The organism is Micromonospora sp. LHW51205 (genome assembly GCF_003315815.1).
GTDB classification, from domain to species: domain Bacteria; phylum Actinomycetota; class Actinomycetes; order Mycobacteriales; family Micromonosporaceae; genus Micromonospora; species Micromonospora chalcea.
In genome coordinates this window covers 462,803-479,847 of record NZ_QMEZ01000002.1, presented here as the reverse complement: position 1 = coordinate 479,847, position 17,045 = coordinate 462,803, and the positions used below count along the sequence as shown (strand labels likewise).

The 17,045-nt window shown below is 76.9% G+C and carries 16 protein-coding genes; 6 read left to right on the top strand and 10 right to left on the bottom strand.

The features are described from left to right. Window positions 1-2: 2 nt before the first annotated feature. On the bottom strand, window positions 3-872 hold the full coding sequence (locus DQE82_RS10105; protein WP_199495988.1) for a deoxyribonuclease IV: 870 nt from the start codon (window positions 870-872) through the stop codon (window positions 3-5). Next, complete coding sequence (gene pknB / locus DQE82_RS10100; RefSeq protein WP_064445208.1) at window positions 869-2,854, bottom strand: Stk1 family PASTA domain-containing Ser/Thr kinase; 1,986 nt, start codon at window positions 2,852-2,854, stop codon at window positions 869-871. The genes DQE82_RS10105 and pknB overlap by 4 nt, the downstream gene beginning before the upstream one ends. Window positions 2,855-2,996: 142 nt before the next feature. On the opposite strand from pknB, the gene DQE82_RS10095 reads away from it, so the two are divergent. Then, window positions 2,997-3,377, top strand: coding sequence for an Rv2175c family DNA-binding protein (locus tag DQE82_RS10095; protein WP_043329433.1), 381 nt, complete (start codon window positions 2,997-2,999; stop codon window positions 3,375-3,377). Window positions 3,378-3,502: 125 nt separating this feature from the next. Here the strand turns inward: DQE82_RS10095 and DQE82_RS10090 are convergent, their stop codons facing one another. Both DQE82_RS10090 and DQE82_RS10085 read right to left on the bottom strand, forming a co-directional pair. After that, on the bottom strand, window positions 3,503-4,585 hold the full coding sequence (locus DQE82_RS10090) for a polyprenyl synthetase family protein (protein WP_113972535.1): 1,083 nt from the start codon (window positions 4,583-4,585) through the stop codon (window positions 3,503-3,505). Window positions 4,586-4,594: 9 nt separating this feature from the next. Next, on the bottom strand, window positions 4,595-6,022 hold the full coding sequence (locus tag DQE82_RS10085; RefSeq protein WP_233514628.1) for a helix-turn-helix transcriptional regulator: 1,428 nt from the start codon (window positions 6,020-6,022) through the stop codon (window positions 4,595-4,597). A 219-nt stretch (window positions 6,023-6,241) separates the two neighbouring features. Here DQE82_RS10085 and metF point away from each other — a divergent pair, with 219 nt between their 5' ends. Both metF and DQE82_RS10075 read left to right on the top strand, forming a co-directional pair. Continuing rightward, on the top strand, window positions 6,242-7,159 hold the full coding sequence (gene metF / locus DQE82_RS10080; RefSeq protein WP_043329436.1) for a methylenetetrahydrofolate reductase [NAD(P)H]: 918 nt from the start codon (window positions 6,242-6,244) through the stop codon (window positions 7,157-7,159). A gap of 44 nt (window positions 7,160-7,203) precedes the next feature. Beyond that, a complete protein-coding gene (locus DQE82_RS10075; RefSeq protein WP_064445211.1) occupies window positions 7,204-7,893 on the top strand; it encodes a CDP-alcohol phosphatidyltransferase family protein in 690 nt (229 codons plus the stop codon). Window positions 7,894-8,029: 136 nt separating this feature from the next. Here DQE82_RS10075 and DQE82_RS10070 read toward each other — a convergent pair whose 3' ends face one another. From DQE82_RS10070 to DQE82_RS10045, 6 genes are all read right to left on the bottom strand, one after another. Then, window positions 8,030-9,517 carry an NAD(P)/FAD-dependent oxidoreductase gene (locus tag DQE82_RS10070; RefSeq protein WP_064445212.1) on the bottom strand — a complete coding sequence of 496 codons (1,488 nt, stop codon included), beginning with the start codon at window positions 9,515-9,517 and terminating at the stop codon, window positions 8,030-8,032. Window positions 9,518-9,529: 12 nt separating this feature from the next. After that, on the bottom strand, window positions 9,530-10,657 hold the full coding sequence (locus DQE82_RS10065; protein ID WP_113972719.1) for a glycosyltransferase family 2 protein: 1,128 nt from the start codon (window positions 10,655-10,657) through the stop codon (window positions 9,530-9,532). Next, window positions 10,654-11,457, bottom strand: a complete 804-nt coding sequence (locus DQE82_RS10060; protein WP_113972534.1) for a carotenoid biosynthesis protein — start codon at window positions 11,455-11,457, stop codon at window positions 10,654-10,656. The genes DQE82_RS10065 and DQE82_RS10060 overlap by 4 nt, the downstream gene beginning before the upstream one ends. A gap of 119 nt (window positions 11,458-11,576) precedes the next feature. Then, window positions 11,577-12,131, bottom strand: a complete 555-nt coding sequence (locus DQE82_RS10055) for a GNAT family N-acetyltransferase (RefSeq protein ID WP_043329442.1) — start codon at window positions 12,129-12,131, stop codon at window positions 11,577-11,579. Then, a complete protein-coding gene (locus DQE82_RS10050; protein WP_113972533.1) occupies window positions 12,128-12,856 on the bottom strand; it encodes a monooxygenase in 729 nt (242 codons plus the stop codon). The genes DQE82_RS10055 and DQE82_RS10050 overlap by 4 nt, the downstream gene beginning before the upstream one ends. Continuing rightward, complete coding sequence (locus tag DQE82_RS10045; RefSeq protein ID WP_064445214.1) at window positions 12,853-13,341, bottom strand: YbaK/EbsC family protein; 489 nt, start codon at window positions 13,339-13,341, stop codon at window positions 12,853-12,855. Before DQE82_RS10045 ends, DQE82_RS10050 begins: the two co-directional genes overlap by 4 nt. Before the next feature lie 513 nt (window positions 13,342-13,854). Here DQE82_RS10045 and DQE82_RS10040 point away from each other — a divergent pair. From DQE82_RS10040 to DQE82_RS10030, 3 genes are all read left to right on the top strand, one after another. Then, a complete protein-coding gene (locus DQE82_RS10040) occupies window positions 13,855-14,361 on the top strand; it encodes an SAV_6107 family HEPN domain-containing protein (protein WP_064445215.1) in 507 nt (168 codons plus the stop codon). Between the two features lie 160 nt (window positions 14,362-14,521). Then, window positions 14,522-15,283 carry a hypothetical protein gene (locus DQE82_RS10035; protein ID WP_113972532.1) on the top strand — a complete coding sequence of 254 codons (762 nt, stop codon included), beginning with the start codon at window positions 14,522-14,524 and terminating at the stop codon, window positions 15,281-15,283. After that, window positions 15,280-17,022 carry a DNA polymerase Y family protein gene (locus DQE82_RS10030; RefSeq protein WP_113972531.1) on the top strand — a complete coding sequence of 581 codons (1,743 nt, stop codon included), beginning with the start codon at window positions 15,280-15,282 and terminating at the stop codon, window positions 17,020-17,022. Before DQE82_RS10035 ends, DQE82_RS10030 begins: the two co-directional genes overlap by 4 nt. The last annotated feature ends 23 nt before the right edge of the window (window positions 17,023-17,045 follow it).

Here is a 17,045-nt window from a genome sequence, read left to right as displayed (position 1 = left end):
TGTCAGGGGCGCAGGCGTTTGAGGGCGGCGATGTCGGCGGCGTGGCCGACGTGCTTCTCCGTGGGGGTCTCCACCAGCACCGGTACGCCGGCGGTCGCCGGATGGCGCATCAGCTCGGCGAACGCCGGTTCGCCGATGGTGCCCTTGCCGATGTTCTCGTGCCGGTCCCGGGTGGAGCCGCACAGGTCCTTCGAGTCGTTCGCGTGCACCAGCCGCAGCCGGTCGGCGCCCACCGTGGCGACCAGCGTGTCGAGCGTGGCGGTCATGCCGCCCTCGGCGGCCAGGTCGTGCCCGGCCGCCCAGGCGTGACAGGTGTCGAAGCAGACGCCCAGCATCGGGTGCCGGTCGACCGCGTCGAGGTAGGGGCCGAGGTGCTCGACCCGGGACGCCAGTGACCGGCCGCCCCCGGCGCTCGGCTCGACCAGCAGCATCGGCCCGCCGGCGGCCGCGGTCTCGTCGAGCAGCGGGAGCAGCGACTCCCGGACCTGCCGCAGGGCCGCCTCGGCGTGCCCGGCGTCCACCGAGCTGCCGGCGTGGAACACCACGCCCTCGGCGTCGATCGCCCGGCCCCGCCGCAGCGCGTGGGCGAGCGTCTCCGCCGACCTGGTGACCGTCGCGGGGGTGGGGGAGCCGAGGTTGACCAGCAGCGACGCGTGGATGAACACGGGCAGGCCACGCTCGGCGCAGCCGTCGCGGAACAGCGCATCCTGCGCCGGGTCACCGGCCGGCAGCGCCCAGCCACGCGAGTTCGAGACGTAGACCTGCACCACCTCGGACTCGGCCGCATCCGCGTACGGCAGGGCCGCCCGCGCCAGGCCACCGGAGGTGGGGGTGTGCGACCCCACCGGCCGGCACCCGTTCGCCGCGCTCACAGGCACGTCACAGTGATCGTGGTGCCCGGCGGCACCGGCGTGTTCTCGGCCGGGTTCTGGATCCGGACGATGCCGTTCGGGTTGAGCTGGATGTTGACCGGGAAGCCCTGGCTCTCCAGCGTCTGCTTGGCCTGCTGGCAGGGCATGTCGACCACCCGGGGCACGGCCACCTGCGGCGGGCCCTTGCTGATCTCCAGCTTGACCTGGGCGCCCTTTTCCACACCGGTGCCGTCGGCCGGGCTCTGGCCGAGGATCTCGTCCTTCGGCTTGTCGGACTCCTTGACGTTCTCCACCGGCTTGAGCCCGAGCCGCGCGAGGATGGCGCGCGCCTCGGTGAGGCTCTTGCCGACCAGGTCGGGCACGCTCACCGGGGCGCGGCCCTTGCTGAGGATCAGCGTCACCTTGGCCCCGGGCTTGACCTCAGTGCCCACCTTCGGGTCGGTGGCCAGCACGACACCCGCCGGCAGCGCGTCGTCGTAGCGGGAGCTGCCCTTGGCCGCGACCAGGTTGAGACCCTCCAGCTCCACCTGGGCGAGCGCGAAGTCCTTGCCCACCACGTCCGGCACCGGCAGGCGCTCCGGACCGAGCGACAGGGTCAGCGTGATCGTGCCGCCCTTGACGATCCGGGCGGCCGAGCCCGGCGCCTGCCCGAGCACGGTGTCCTTCGGGACGTTCTCGTCGTACCGGGGGTCGGCGTAGCGCAGCGTGAAACCACCGCGCTGGGCCTGCGCCTCCGCCTCGGCCTTGGTGAGGCTCACCATCTGCGGCGCGACCGTGTAGCGGCCCACGCCGAACCACCAGCCGCCGACGGCGGCGACCAGGCCGAGCACCACGACCGCCGCGGCGACGGCCAGCCGGCCGCGCGGCGAACCCATGATCCGGGTACGCAGGGCGGCGAACCGGGCGCCCACCCCCTCCGGTTCGGCGGCGCGTCGGCGGTGCGGGCGCTGCGTGGCGGCGCCCTCGGGCAGCCGGGCCCACGACGGGCGCTCGATCGGCTGCAGCGCGGCCACCACCTGCGTCGGCTGGCTCAGCACCGCCGTGTCGTCGCTGAGCTGACGCAGGACAGTGGTGTGCGTGTGCGGGTTGCCCAGTTCCTCGCGGGCCGCCTGCACCTCGGTCAGCAGCGCCGCGGCGTCGGCCGGACGGGCGGCCGGGTCGCGCCGGGTGGCCCGGGCGACGAGCGCGTCGACAGCCGGCGGCAGCGCCGGAACCAGCGTGGACGGGGCCGGCACGTCCCGGTCGACGTGCTGCCAGGCGACCTCCACCGGGCGGTCGCCGTCGTAGGGCACCCGGCCGGTGAGCATCTCGAACAGCACGATGCCGGCCGAGTAGACGTCGGTGCGCGGGTCGGCGTGGCCCTGGGTGACCAGCTCCGGCGCCACGTACGCCACCGTCGCCATGAGCTGGTTGCCGTTCTCGTCCTCCGCGCTCGCCTCGACGGCCCGGGCCAGCCCGAAGTCGGCCACCTTGACCACGCTGTCGACCAGGTCGCGGCTGCCGCCGGCGGGCACCTCGGCGACCAGGACGTTCTCCGGCTTGACGTCGCGGTGCACCAGGCCGGCCCGGTGCGCGGCGGCGAGCGCGGCGAGCACCTGCTCGGTGATCGCGAGCGCCTCGTCCGGGTTCAGCCGGCGGCGCTCGGCGAGCACGTCACGCAGCGTGCGGCCGCGCACGTACTCCATCACCAGGTACGGCAGGCCGGCGTGGATGCCCTGGTCGTAGACCGCCACCACGTTCGGGTGGGTGAGCCGGGCGATCGTCTTCGCCTCGTCGGTGAACCGCTCGACGAACCCGGCCATCCGGGCCCGGGCCTGCGGCGCCTGGGTCGGGTGAATGATCTTGACCGCCACGGTGCGCTCCAGGCGCTCGTCGGTGGCGGTGTACACGGTCGCCATGCCGCCACGGGCGACGCGACCGCGAATGCGGTAGCGCCCCTCGATCAGCGAGCCCAGCAACGTGTCGGCGACCTGTGTGTCCATCGGCAGGCAGTCTATGTGTCGGAAGGGTGAACGTAGAACAGGATGCTACCGCCGGGTTGGGACACCGGTGGCCCGGCGCGCTCCGGCGCAGGTCGGGGGGTGCCGTGCACCGGATCCGGCGGGCACGTGGCAGGGTGGTCGGGTGACCGATTCCGTACCCGCCGAGACCGGCGCCGACCTGGCCGGACCGGCCGACCCGGCCGGCTGGCTGACGCTGCCCGACGTGGCCGAGCGCCTGGACCTGTCGATCAGCAAGGTGCACCAGATGATCCGCGACCGCGAGCTGCTCGCGGTGCGCCGCGACGGCGTCCGCCGCGTCCCGGCCGACCTGGTGGCCAACCGCACCGTGCTCAAGCACCTGCCCGGCGTGCTCAACCTGCTCGCCGACGCCGGGTACGACGACGAGGAGGCGCTGCGCTGGCTCTACCGGGAGGACCCGTCGCTTCCCGGCACCCCCGCAGTGGCCCTCGGCGGCGACCTGGCCCGCGAGGTCAAACGCCGAGCCCAGGCCGTGGCCTTCTAACCCACCCCCACCCACCCACCCACCCCGTCGATCATGAAGTTGACGGCGAAGTCGATCTCCAAAAGTGCCGCCAACTTCATGATCGACCGCTTCGGAGGCGGGGGGCAGCGCGGGGGGAGTGGCTGTCAGGCGGGGCGGCGGGTGGCGGCTATGGCCAGGTCCACCAGCGCCTGGCGGGCCTCGGTGTCCAGGTCGACGGCGGTGAGCGCGGCCAGCGCGCTCTCGGTGAGCGCGGTGATGTGCCGTTCGGCACGCTCCAGCGCGCCGCTGGTGGTGATCAGCTCGCGCAGCCGGTCCACCCCGGCCGCGTCCAGGTCCGGTACGCCCAGCCCGGCCAGCAGCGCCTCCCGGCCGGCCTCGTCGAGCGTCTCCAGGGCGGCCGCCACCAGGTACGTCCGCTTGCCCTCGCGCAGGTCGTCACCGGCCGGCTTGCCGGTCAGCTCCGGGTCGCCGAACACGCCCAGCACGTCGTCGCGGAGCTGGAACGCCTCACCCAGCGGCAGCCCGTACGCGGAGTAGGCGGCGTGCACCTCGGGCGGGGCGCCGGCCAGCGCGGCGCCCAGCAGCAGCGGCCGTTCGACCGTGTACTTCGCCGACTTGTACCGGGCCACCTTGGCCGCCCGGTCGAGCGAGGTGTCAGCGGTCGCCTGGGTCAGCACGTCCAGGTACTGCCCGACGGTCACCTCGGTGCGCATCTCGTCGAAGACCGGCCGGGCCCGGGCCACCGTCGCCGGCGGCAGGCCGGAGGAGTGCAGCAGCTCGTCGGACCAGACCAGGCACAGGTCACCCAGCAGGATCGCGGCCGAGTCGCCGAACGCGTCCGCGTCGCCGCCCCAGCCGGCCGCCCGGTGCCGGGCGGCGAACCTGCGGTGCACCGCCGGCTCGCCCCGCCGGGTGTCCGACCGGTCCATCAGGTCGTCGTGAATCAGCGCGCTGGCCTGCACGAACTCCAGCGCGGCCAGGGCGGCGACGACCTGGTCGGAGTCGACTCCGCCAGCGCCCCGGTAGCCCCAGTAGCCGAACGCCGGGCGCAGCCGCTTGCCGCCGCCCAGCACGAACGCCTCGATCGCCTCGGCGACGGGCAGCAGGCCGTCGTCGACGGCGGTCAGCCAGCCGCGCTGGCCGGCCAGGAACTCGGTGAGCGCCTTGTCGATCCGCTGACGCAGGCCGGCACGGTCGACGGGGGAAACGGGAGCAGCGTGGGTCACGCCACGACGCTAGCGGTTCGGGCCCGCTCCCGTCGTGCCGCCGTCCCGGCGTGCCTCGCAGCTCACCGGCGGCGACGGCCGCCACGGGTGCCGTGACGGCAGGTACGGACGGGTCGCCGCGAGCAGCCGTGCGTACCCCCGGGTCGCCGGTCCGGGCGGACGGCGGGCCAGCCCGCGGCGGAACTCGGTGAGCTGGCCGACGGCCCGGGGCGAACCGGAGCGGACCGCGTCGAGCAGCGCCTCGCCGGCCACCGCGCACGCCTCGGGCTCCGCGCCGAGCCCCAGGTGCGCCCGGGCCAGCCAGCCGCCGTACACGGCGGAGCGGCGCGGGCGGCCCGGCGCTGCCACCACGGGCGTCAGCAGCGGCACGGCCGCGGCGGCCCGGCCCAGCGCGACGAGCGTGCGCCCGGTCATCGCGGCCAGCTCGGCGGCGTCCAGCCAGTAGAGCCACTGCGGCTCCCGGCCGGGCTCCGGCGGCCCGGCCCGGTCGGCGCCGGCCAGCGCCTCACCGGCGGCTCGCCGCCGCCCGCCGAGCGCGGCGGCGAGCGCGACCCGGTGCAGCAGCAGCGCCCGCAGCCCCGGGGAGGCGGTGGCGCGGCTGGCCGCGTACCCGATCCGGGCCAGGACCAGCGCGCCGGCCGCGTCACCGGCGTCGGACAGCAGGTGGCTGGCCGACCCGAGCACGTGCCCGGCCAGCGGCGGCTCCCCGGCGGCCACCGCGGCCCGCAGCGCCAGCCGGTAGGCGACCAGGCCGCCGGTGAGGTCGCCGGCGTCGGCGGCCAGCCACCCGGCGAGCTGCGCCGACTCGGCCAGCGACGGCAGCATCCGCCGCCGGCCGGCGGGCCCGGCGCGCCGGTAACCGCGGACCGAGCGGCGCAGCCGGCGGGCGCCGAGGCCGGCGAGGTCGCCGCCACCGAGCAGGTCGTCCCAGCGGCGCAGCGTAGCCAGTGACGCCCCGTCCGCCGGGTGCCCCCGGACGGGGCCGGCGCGGTCGGCGACGCGGGCCGGTCCGTACCCGTCGCCGGTGGCCGGGCCGGGGACCGGCGGTGTCGCCGGGCCGGTGAACGGACCGGCCAGCGTGCCGCCGCCCGGGTCGGCGGCCCAGCGGTGCGCCAGGGTGAGCAGCGCCAGCCGGGCCCGGGACCCGGCCGGGTCGACGGCCACCGGCGTCACGCCGAGCCGGCGGCTGCTGGCGGCGGCCCCGGCGAGCAGCTCGCCGGGCACGCCCAGGACCGTCGCCAGCCACGCGGACCAGAAGTCGCCGGGGAGCCGGAGCTGGCGCTCCCAGCGGGACACCTCGTGCCGGGTCAGGGTGGGCACGCCGGAGGCGGCGCAGAGCTCGGCGGCGAGGCGCTGCTGGCTCCAGCCGCGGGCGGCCCGCAGCTCGGCCAGGAGCGGCCCGAGCAGCCGCGGACCGGGCGGCCAGGACGGGATCATGGTGACCTCCGGGGGCGACGGCGTGAAATGGCGACGCGGGCGTCCGGCTGGCGCCGGCGCGTCACAGTCGTGCGACCCCCGCGCGGGCCCCCGGGACGGCCGTCGGCCGCCCCACCGCGCTGTGGTCTTTCTACCCCCGGGGTACGACGTCGCGCCGCGAAGTGTTCGCGGGCTGGGAAGACCCTCGGTAAGCCGTGCGCTCCCGGCTACAGTCGGTCCGTGGCGCTCGGTCTTCCCTCGGTCCTCCCCAATCCCCAGCCGGCCATCGGGGAGCTGATCCGTGACGGCCGCCCCACCTTCTCCTTCGAGTTCTTCCCGCCGAAGACGCAGGCCGGGGAGAAGCTGCTCTGGCAGGCCATCCGCGAGCTGGAGTCGCTGCGCCCCTCGTTCGTCTCGATCACCTACGGCGCGGGCGGCTCGACCCGCGACACCACGGTGGCGGTGACCGAGCGGATCGCCACCGAGACCACGCTGCTGCCGATGGCGCACCTGACCGCGGTGAACCACTCGGTCGCCGAGCTGCGGCACGTGATCGGCCGGCTGGCCTCGGTCGGGGTGCGCAACGTGCTGGCCGTGCGGGGTGACCCGCCGGGCGACCCGGGCGGCGAGTGGATCGCCCACCCCGAGGGCGTCCGGTACGCAGAGGACCTGGTCCGGCTGGTCCGCGACAGCGGTGACTTCAGCGTCGGCGTGGCCGCCTTCCCGTACAAGCACCCGCGTTCGCCGGACGTGGACAGCGACACCGCGTACTTCGTGCGCAAGTGCCGGGCCGGCGCGGAGTTCGCGATCACCCAGATGTTCTTCGACGCCGACGACTACCTGCGGCTGCGTGACCGGGTGGCCGCCACCGGCTGCGACACGCCGATCCTGGCCGGGGTGATGCCGGTGACCCAGATCGGCACCATCGAACGCTCCGTGCAGCTGTCCGGCGCGCCGTTCCCGCCGGCGCTCGCCGAGCGGTTCGAGCGGGTGGCCGACGACCCGGAGGCGGTACGCCGACTCGGCGTCGAACAGGCGAGCGAGATGTGCGAGAAGCTGCTCGACGAGGGCGTGCCGGGGATCCACTTCATCACGCTCAACCGGTCCCCCGCGACCCGGGAGGTGTGGCAGCGGCTGCGCGCCGCCGCACGGGTGTGACCACCCGCCACACGACACCCGCGCCGTGCTTCTACGGTTGATCCGTGGTGGGCACACAGCTGAACTGGGACCAGTACGCGACCGCGTGGGCGCGGCTGCACGGCGGCTTCGATCCGCGTACCGCCGCGCCGGTGGTGCGCGCCTGGCTGCGCTTCGCCTACCACGTGGGCTACGTGCTGGGCCGGCTGCGCGTCGGCCCCACCCCGGTGACCGTGTTCGGGGTGCTGCTCTGCTTCTGCGTACCCCTGTTCGCGGAGCGGCCCGGCGACGGACCGTTCCTGGGCGCGCTGTTCGTGCTGCTGGCGGCGGTGGCCGACAGCGTCGACGGCGCGGTGGCGGTCGCGACCGGCCGCACCACCCGGCTGGGCTACGTCTACGACTCGGTCGCCGACCGGCTCGGCGAGGTGGCCTGGCTGATCGCGTTCTGGCTGCTCGGCGCGCCGGGCGCGCTGGTCGCGGCGGCCGGGGGCCTGTCCTGGCTGCACGAGTACGTGCGGGCGCGCGCGGTGTCGGCGGGGATGCGGGAGATCGGCGCGGTGACGGTGGGGGAGCGGCCCACCCGGGTCAGCGTGGCGCTGGTCGGGCTGCTCGTCGCCGGGCTCACCGGGCTGATCGACGCCGACCTGACGGCCGGCACCATCACCATGGCCACCACGGTGTGGGTGCTGCTCGCCGGGTTCGGCCTGGGGCAGTTGCTCTCCGCCGTCCGCCGCGCCCTGGTCGACGCGGGCTGACCGCCGCGCCCGCGCCGGCGCAGCCCCGCCGCGCCCACGCGAGGCGCGCGGCGGGCGGCGGGCGGCGGGCGGCGCGCGTTAATAAGGGGCCCTTCCTCTACCGGAGGCGTTAATAGGGGGCCCTTCCTTACACCCCTCACCAGGCGGGGCCGACCGCCTCGGCGACGATCTCGGCGGACATCGTGACCATGGGCAGCCCGCCGCCCGGGTGGCTGGAGCCGCCGACCAGCCAGAGCCCGGCCGCCGGCCCCCGGTTGGCCGGGCGCAGCAGCCCGCCCGCGGTGCCGTAGATCGCCCCGCCCGGCGCCCCGGTGGCCGCGTCCAGGTCGGCCGGGGTACGGATCTCCCGGAACACCAGCCGGTCCCGCACGTCGGCGCCGCGCTCGGCCAGCACGTCGAGAATCCGGTCCGCGTACGCCTCGGCCAGGCCCGGCCGCCGCCAGTCCACGGCGCTCGCGGCGGTGCCGTGCCGGGGCGCGTTCACGAGCACGAACCACGCCTCGTGGCCGTCCGGGCGTACCGCCGGATCGTCGGCGGCGGTGACGAACACGGTCGGGTCGGGCGCCGGGCGGGCCCGCACCCCGCGACCCGGGTCGCCGAACACGGCGTCGAACTCGGCGTCGTAGTCGCGGGGGAAGAACACGGTGTGGTGGGCCAGCCCGGAGTCGCCGCGTACGCCCAGCAGCAGCACGAACCCGGCCAGGCTGCGGTCGGTGAGCGCGGCCAGCCGGCGCGGGTCGGGCAGCAGGTCCCGGTAGACGGTGAGCGCGTCCACGTTCGCGACCACCACGTCGGCCGGCACCGGCGCGGCCGACCCGGCCACGCGTACCCCGTGCACCCGCCCGCCCGCGGCGTCGATCCGGGTGACCGCGGCGTCGGTGCGTACCACCACGCCCAGGTCCAGGCAGCGCGACAGCAGCGCGTCGGCGAGCGTGCCCAGCCCGCCGCGCAGGTACCAGCCGCCGTACGCCAGCTCGGCGTAGGGGACGGCGACGAGCGCGGCCGGGGCGCGGCGCGGGTCGGCGCCGGTGTACGTGGCGTACCGGTCCAGCAGCATCCGCATCCGTGGGTCGGACAGGTGGCGGCGGCCCAGCCCGCGCAGGCTGCGGCCGGGGCCGATGGCGGCCAGGTCGCCCAGCCGCCAGGCCAGCGCGGCCAGGTCGCGGGGCGAGTCGACGGTACGGCGCAGGATGTCCCGGTGTGAGGCCGCCCACACCCGGCCGGCGCGCCGCCACAGCCCGCGCCAGTCGGCGGCGGACCGGTCGCCGAACGCGGCGCCGATCCGGGCGGCGAACTCGTCCGGGTCGGCGCAGGAGTCGAGCGCCTGTCCGCCGCCGGGGAAGACGTGCCGCACGATCGGGTCCAGCGGGACCAGGTCGAGGTATTCGTCGAGCTTCGCGCCGGTCGCCTCGAACAGGTCGTGGAAGACCTGCGGCAGCGTGAACAGGCTCGGCCCGGTGTCGAAGTGCCACACCCCCTCCGGGGTGTGGTGGGCGTACCGGCCGAGCTTGCCGCCGACCGTGCCGGCCCGTTCGAGGACGGTGACCTCGTGCCCGGTGACCGCGAGCCGGGCGGCGGCGGCGAGCCCGCCCACCCCGGCGCCGATGACCACGATGCGCGCCATGGCGTGACCCTCCTAGGTGACCGGGCGACCCCGCCAGGTGAGCCGGTGTCGCTTCCGCAGATGGTACGACCGGACGGTCAGCCAACCGAGGACCACGACCGACACGGGGTGTGCGAGCGCGTCGGGCCACGCCCGTCCGCCGGTGGCGCGGGCGCTGACCACCCGCCCGGCGACCCCGGCCAGGTAGGCCAGGAACGCCACGGCGGCCACCGCCGGCGCGCCGGCGAGCAGCGCCCCGAGCGCCAGCAGCGGCGGCGCGACGTAGAGCGCGAACAGCAGCGCCAGCACGGCCGCCGCGGCGGCCGGGTGCCCGAACGTCGCCCACAGCGACTTGGTGTAGCCGTCGCGCAGCTGCGGCCAGTCCTCGTACATCCGGCAGGACGCCAGCCGGGACCCGTCGGCCAGCGCGATCCGCCCGCCGGCCCGTTTCACCGCCCGGGCCAGCTCGATGTCCTCCAGCACCTTGTCGGCCACCGCCGCGTGCCCGCCGGCCCGCAGGTAGCCGGCCCGGTCCACGACCAGGAACTGCCCGCCCGCCGCCGCGAGGGACGGCCGCCGCGAGCGTTCCATCGCGCGCAGCGGCAGGAACGTCAGCCACAACCACTGCAGCAGCGGCTGCGCCAGCCGGTCGGCCACCGTCCGCACCACGATCCGGGGGTACGGCGACAGCAGCGCCGCGTCCGCCGCGCGCAACTCGGTCACCGCCGCCGCCACCGCGTACGGGGTGAGCACCACGTCCGCGTCGACGAAGGCCAGCACCGCTGGCTCCGGAGCGGTCCGGGTGGCGAGCTGCCAGCAGGCGTGCGGCTTGCCCAGCCAGCCCGGCGGCGGGGCGACGCCGGTGAGCAGCGTGAGCCGGGGATCGTCACCGGCCACCGCGCGGACCACGTCGGCGGTGCCGTCGGTCGAGCCGTCGTCGAGCACCACGATCCGCAGGTCCGGCACGCCGCGCTGGGCCAGCAGCGCGCGCAGGCACGGGGTGACCCGGTCGGCCTCGTCGCGCAGCGGCAGCAGCACCGCCACCGGCTCGGTCACCTCGGCCGGGCCGGCGGCCGGGCGGCGCAGCCAGGCGTACGCGTTGACGATCGTGTGCCCGGTGAGCGCGGCGACCGCCACGGCCAGCGCGAGGGTGGCGATCATGCCGGGGCGTCGACGCGCGGCGCCGGCTCCGGCGCGGCGGCCCGGTCCCGGCGGGCCCGCCACAGCGTCACCGCCAGCGGCACCGCCGCCACCGCCATCCCGGCCGCGCCCCACAGCGCCGACGCCGGCAGCCGCAGGAACACCGCGTGCGCCAGCACGCTGGAGGCGTACGTCCAGAGGTAGAGCGCGAACATCGGCGCGTCCCGGCCGTCGGTCCGGTCCACCGACGGACCGGCGAGCGGGCGCAGCGCGACCGCGAGCAGCACCGCGAAGCCCAGCCAGCCCAGGTAGTTGCTGACCGGGATGCCGGGCAGCCCGGGTAGCGCCGGGGTGGCGTCACGCCAGGTCCAGTAGCCCTCGGCCACCATCTGCGGGTCGAGGAACAGGTCCCACGCGGCCAGTCCGACCGCCGACAGCGCGATCCGGGCGAGGCGGGAGCGGACCAGCCGGACCGCGGTGAGCCACGCCGGCCAGGCCATCCAGGTCCAGGCGAGTGGGATGATCAGCGGCACCCCGGCCAGCTTCGGGCCCAGCTCGCCGGAGTAGTCGTAGGTGCCGAACGGGAACCCGGTGGCCACGCCGATCGCCTCCACCGCGAACCCGCCGCCGGTGACGACCGCGACCAGCGCGGCGGCGGTACGGACGCCGCGGGTGAGCAGCGCGTGGCCGACCGAGAGCAGCCAGCCGAGCACCACTGTGGCCACCGTGAGCCCGGCCCGGGTCGCGCCGCCGGTGAGCGGGTAGCAGATCTGGGCGAGGATCAGCGCGGCCAGCAGCGCCCAGGGCAGCCGGGCTCTCATGCTGTGCCGCCTTTCGTTCGCGACTGCGGGGCTCGCAAACCCGGCTCACTCCTCGCGCTCACGGTGCCGACCTTTCGTTCGCGACTGCGGGGCTCGCAAACCCGGCTCACTCCTCGCGCTCACGGGGCGTCCGGCGGGGGCAGCGGCAGGTCCCGGCCGAGCACGCCGAACGGCCGTTCGTCGCCGGGGAAGTGGAAGTGCCGCAGGACGTCGACGAAGCCGAACCGGCGGTACAGCCGCCAGGCCCGGGACTTCTCCTCGTCGGCCTCCGGCGTGGACAGCAGCGTGGTGTCGCCCTCGGCCACGGCGAGCAGCGCGCGCAACTGGCGGGCGCCCAGGCCGTGCCCCTGCGCGGGCGGGCGGACGTGCAGTTCGACCACCTCGAACGGGTGCGCCAGCCAGCGCTGCCGGTCCCGCGCGTTCAGCGCCCGGTGCACCTGGTCGTGCCACCACTGCCCGGTGGCGCCCCGGTAGCCGTACCCGAAGCCGGCCAGGTGGCCCTCGGTGGTGAGGCTGGCGACGGCGCGGAAGCCGGGCCGGCGTACGTGGGTGGCGATGTAGCCGCGGCGGGCCTCCAGCAGGTCGGGCCGGTAGCCCATCGCCTCGCCGTAGACGGCCACCACGTCGTCCAGCCGCCGGACCAGGTCGTCCGGTGTCCACCGCACCAGCCTCATGCGTACCCTCTCGCTGTTTCCGGGCCGCCCTCGGCGGCCCAGCCGAGCACCGTGCGGTCGCCGACCACGTCGCCCACCGCGAACCGCGCGAACAGTTCCTCCGCGTACCAGCCCTCGGTGGGGGTGCGGGTGATCGCGGCGCGGTGCTCGGGGGAACGGTACGCGAACGCGACCAGGTCCGCCGGGTCGCGCCACACGCTCACCGTGCCCTGCCAGCCCAGCGGCGCCTCGCCGACGCCGAAGCGGGCGAGCAGGCCGGGCGCGGCGTGCAGCTCGGTGGCGACCGGCGGGATCGCCCGCCAGAACGTGGCCGCCCGGCGGGCCCGCAGCCGGGCCCGGGTCAGCGCCAGCACCGGACCGGTGACCCGCCCGCCCGACGGCGCGCCGAACGGCTCCCGGCCGGACCACCGGCCGCGGCTGGTCAGCGGGCGCAGGTCGACCCGTACCGCGGCGCGGGCGATCCGGGCCCAGGAGCGGGCGACCGGGGAGGCGTCGAAGCCGGCCGCGTCGGCGGGGGAGTCCCAGACCACGAGCGCGGCCCACCGGGTCAGGTCGGCGTCGCCGGGGCCGAATCCGGTGCCGGTCCCGGTGCCGAGCAGCTTGGCGAAGCGGACGCCGGGCAGGCGGCGCAGCCGCGCCGGGTGGGTGGCCATCCGGGCCAGCACACCGGGTACGGCCCGCCGGGGCACACGCCACACGTGCAGCGTGACGAGTTCGGGGTTCACGCCACCTCGGCCGGCGCGCCGGCGGTGATCCGCAGCAGTTCCGCGTACGTGGTGGGGAACACCGCCCGGGGTACGCCGCCGGCGGCCCACACCTCGTCGTATCCGGTCAGGGCGGTGTCGACGACGGTGCGCAGCGGCGTGGGGTGGCCGACCGGGGCGACGCCGCCGATCACCTGCCCGGTGTGCTGCTTGACGAACTCCGGGGTGGCCCGGCGCAGCCGGGTCACGCCCAGCGTGGCGGCCAGCCCGGCGGTGTCCACCCGGTGCGCGCCGGAGGTGAGCACCAGCAGCGGCGCGCCGTCCGCGTCGAAGATCAGCGAGTTGGCGATGGCGCCGACGGCGACGCCGAGCGCCTCGGCCGCGGCGGCGGCGGTGTGCACCGCGTCGGGCAGCAGTCGGACGAGGCTGGCCTCGCCCGATCCGTCCCGCGCGCCCGCCTCGTCGAGCGCGCGCTGCACCGCCTGCACGTTCGGGTGTGGCTGCATGCCCCCATTCTTCCCTCACCCCCGGTCCGGCCCCGCCGGGGGCCGTGGCCCTCCCGTGTGTCCCCGGCGCGTCACACGTTGCGTTTTCGTCGGTAGGGAGGTGTACTGTCAGGGTAGTTAGAACGAGTGTTCGATTCGGTTAGAGCGGATAGCGGCTCAGCTCCCCGGCTGGCCCGGCTCCGGTCCGACCGGTCGGGCACCCGTCGAACGCTCCGGAAGCGGTGTTTCGCGGCACCGGCTTCCGGGAGGTGCGGCACCGCGGGCCGCACCGGGTTCGGACAGTCGCGAGTCCGGGCCCGTCAGGCAGGTCGTCGCCCGCCGCCCACGACCCCCGGGCGGCGGGCGACGGACCCGCCGGCACGCCGGCCGGGGGTGGGTGTGGGGAAGCGTCCACACCCGGCCGGCCAGCCACCTGAAGGTGCGTCTTCCTCCGCACCGACCGCCCCGGGCGACCGGGCGACGGTTTCCCCGTCGCGCGACTGCCCGCCCCGGCCACACGCGGAGGAGAGACCCATGCCGACCAGTCCGGCCCAGGCGCCCACGGTGCCCGCGCACGTGCTGCCGCACCGCACCCCCGCCCAGTTGCTCGCGGTGGCCCGCGACGGGCTGGCCGAGGCCGCCCGCACCCGTCCCGACGGTCTCCGGTACGCCGCCGCCCACCTCGCGGCGCTGCGCGCCGCCGCCGCAGTGCTCGCCGCCCGGGCCCGTCCCGCGCCCACCCGGCGGAACCGGATCACCAGCGTCTGGGTGCTGCTCGCCACCGTCGCCCCCGAGCTGGACGAGTGGGCCGCCTACTTCGCCGCCGGCGCGAGCAAGCGGGCCGCCGCCGAAGCAGGCATCCCCCGGGTGGTCACCGCCCGGGAGGCCGACGACCTGCTGCGCGCCGCCGAGGAGTTCGTGACAGTGGTGGAGACCGCGCTCGGCCTGGCCCACCAGCCGGCGCTCGACGGCCTGCCCCGGCCCCTGCGGCGCGGCGTCTCCGACTCCCCGCCGTCGCGGCCCGGAGCGGCAGCCGCCTGATTCGTGGCGCCCGGCCACCACCGGCGGGACCCCGGGTGGCCGGGCGCCGCTCCCACACCCGGCACGCGCGTGCCGCAGCATCGACACGATCCACAGCACACGATCCACAGCACCATCCACGGGCGGGCCCGTGGCGGAAACACGACGGGGGGTTGGTCCGATGGCGGGCCGCATGGTGGTCGGTTCCGCCGCCCTGGCCGAGCTGGTCCGTCCGGCGAGCGCGCCCGACCCGGCCGGCGGCCACCGGGTGCTGCCCGTCCGGGCCGAGCTGACCGGGCTGCTGCCCAACCGTGGCCTGCGCCGGGGCAGCACCGTCGCGGTCGGCGCCGGCCAGCCCCGGCGCAGCGGCGCCACCTCGCTGATCCTCGCGCTGCTCGCCGAGGCGTCCCGGGCCGGCTCGTGGTGCGCCGTGGTCGGCGTACCCACCTTCGGGGCCGGCGCCGCCGCCGAGGCGGGCATCGCCCTGGACCGGCTGGCCCTGGTGCCCGACCCCGGGCCGGAGTGGCCCACAGTGGTCGCCGCGCTCATCGACGGGGTCGACGTGGTGGTCACCGCCGTGCCGGCGACCGTCTCCGCCTTGATCGCCACCCGGCTGGCCGCCCGCGCCCGACAGCGCGGAAGCGTGCTCGTCCCGTACGGCCGGTGGGACGGCGCGGACGTCACGCTCCAGGTGGTCCGGGGCGTCTGGCAGGGGCTCGGTGCCGGTCGCGGGCGGCTGCGCCGCCGTGAGGTGACCGTCTCGGCCCGGGGGCGGGGCGCCGCCGCCCGCCCCAAGGAGATCAAGGTGTGGCTGCCCGGCGACGAGCTGACCCGGGTGATCCCCCGCTCGGCCGGGTTCGGCGCACCGTCCGCCGTGCCGTCGCGCCGGCTGCGCGTGGTGGCTCCGCCCGCCCGTACGCCCGCCGTGGCCGGGCCGGCGTGAGCGGCGTACCGCAGCGGACGCTGCTGCTCTGGTGCCCGGACTGGCCGGTCCTCGCCGCCGAGATCGTCGACGGGGTGCCCGCCACCGACCCGGTCGTGGTGCTGCACGCCAACCGGGTGGTCGCCTGCTCCGAGCGGGCCCGTGCCGAGGGGATCCGGCGCGGGCTGCGCCGCCGGGAGGCGCAGGGGCGCTGCCCGCACCTGACGGTGGTCGACCACGACCCGGGGCGGGACGCGCGGGCGTTCGAACCGGTGGTGGCCGCCGTGGAGGAGGTGGTCGCCGGCGTCGAGGTGATCCGGCCCGGCGCCTGCGCCACGGCGGCCCGGGGGCCGAGCCGCTACCTCGGCGGCGAGGAGGCGGCGGCCGAGCGGATCGTCGAGCACGTCGCGCAGAGCTGCGCGGTGGAGAGCCAGGTCGGCATCGCCGACGGGGTGTTCGCGGCCGGGCTGGCCGCCCGGGAGGGGCGGATCGTGGCGCCCGGCGGCACCCGCGAGTTCCTGGCCACCCGGCCGGTCGAGGCGCTCGGCCGGCCCGCCCTGGCCGACCTGCTGCGCCGGCTCGGCGTCCGCACCCTCGGCGACTTCGCGGCGCTGCCCGCCGGGGACGTGCTGGCCCGGTTCGGTTTCGACGGAGCGCTGGCGCACCGGCTCGCCGGCGGCCGGGACGACCGCCCGCTCGCGGTCCGGCAGCCGCCCGCCGACCTGATCGTCACCGCCGACTACGACGAGCCGGTCGACCGGGTCGACGCCGCCGCGTTCGCCGCCCGCACGCTCGCCGAACTGCTGCACGAGCGGCTGGCCGGGTACGGGCTGGCCTGCACCCGCCTCGGCATCGAGGCGGTCACCGCGCACGGCCAGGAGCTGCACCGGGTCTGGCGGCACGACGGCCTGCTCACCGCCGCGGCCATCGCCGACCGGGTCCGCTGGCAGCTCGACGGCTGGCTCACCGGCAGCAACGGCCGGGGCGGGACGCGCCCGGCCCGCCCGACCGCCGGGATCGTCCGGTTGCGGCTGGTGCCCGACGGGGTGCTCGCCCAGGCGGGCCTGCAACCCGGGCTGTGGGGGGAGACCGGCGCGGAACGGGAGCGGGCGCACCGCGCGCTGAGCCGGGTGCAAGGCATCCTCGGCCCCGAGGCGGTGGTCACCGCCGTGCTCGGCGGCGGGCGTTCCCCGGCCGACCAGGTGCGCCTGGTCCCGTGGGGCGACGAGCGGGTGCCCGCGCGCCCCGGCCCGCCACCCCTGCCGCCCGCCTCTCCCGCCGCCGCGCCACCGGTCCCGGCCGGTTCGGTGCGCGGCGTGACGCCGTCGCGCCCGGCCGCCGGGGCCGCTCCGGGTGCCGCGTCCGCCCCTGTCGTCGTACCCCCTGGGGGCCGTGCGGGGCGGCGGGCCGGGCGGGGCCGGGCGATGGCCGAGCCGCCGTGGCCGGGGCGGATCCCGCCGCCGTCGCCGGCCGTGGTGCTGCCCGCCCCACTGGCCGCCGACGTGCGCGACGCGGCCGGGGAGCCGGTCGTGGTGAGCGCCCGGCTGGCGGTCAGCGCGGCGCCGGCCCGGCTCACCGTCGGCGACGGGCGCCCGGCCGAGATCACCGGGTGGGCCGGGCCGTGGCCGGTGGACGAACGCTGGTGGGCGCCGGCCGAGGCGCGCCGCCGGGCCCGGTTCCAGGTGTGCCTGGCCGACGGCGCCGCGCTGCTGCTCGCGGTCGAGGGCGGGCAGTGGCTGGTGGAGGCGATCTATGACTGAGCGCCGGGAAAGATCTTGGTACG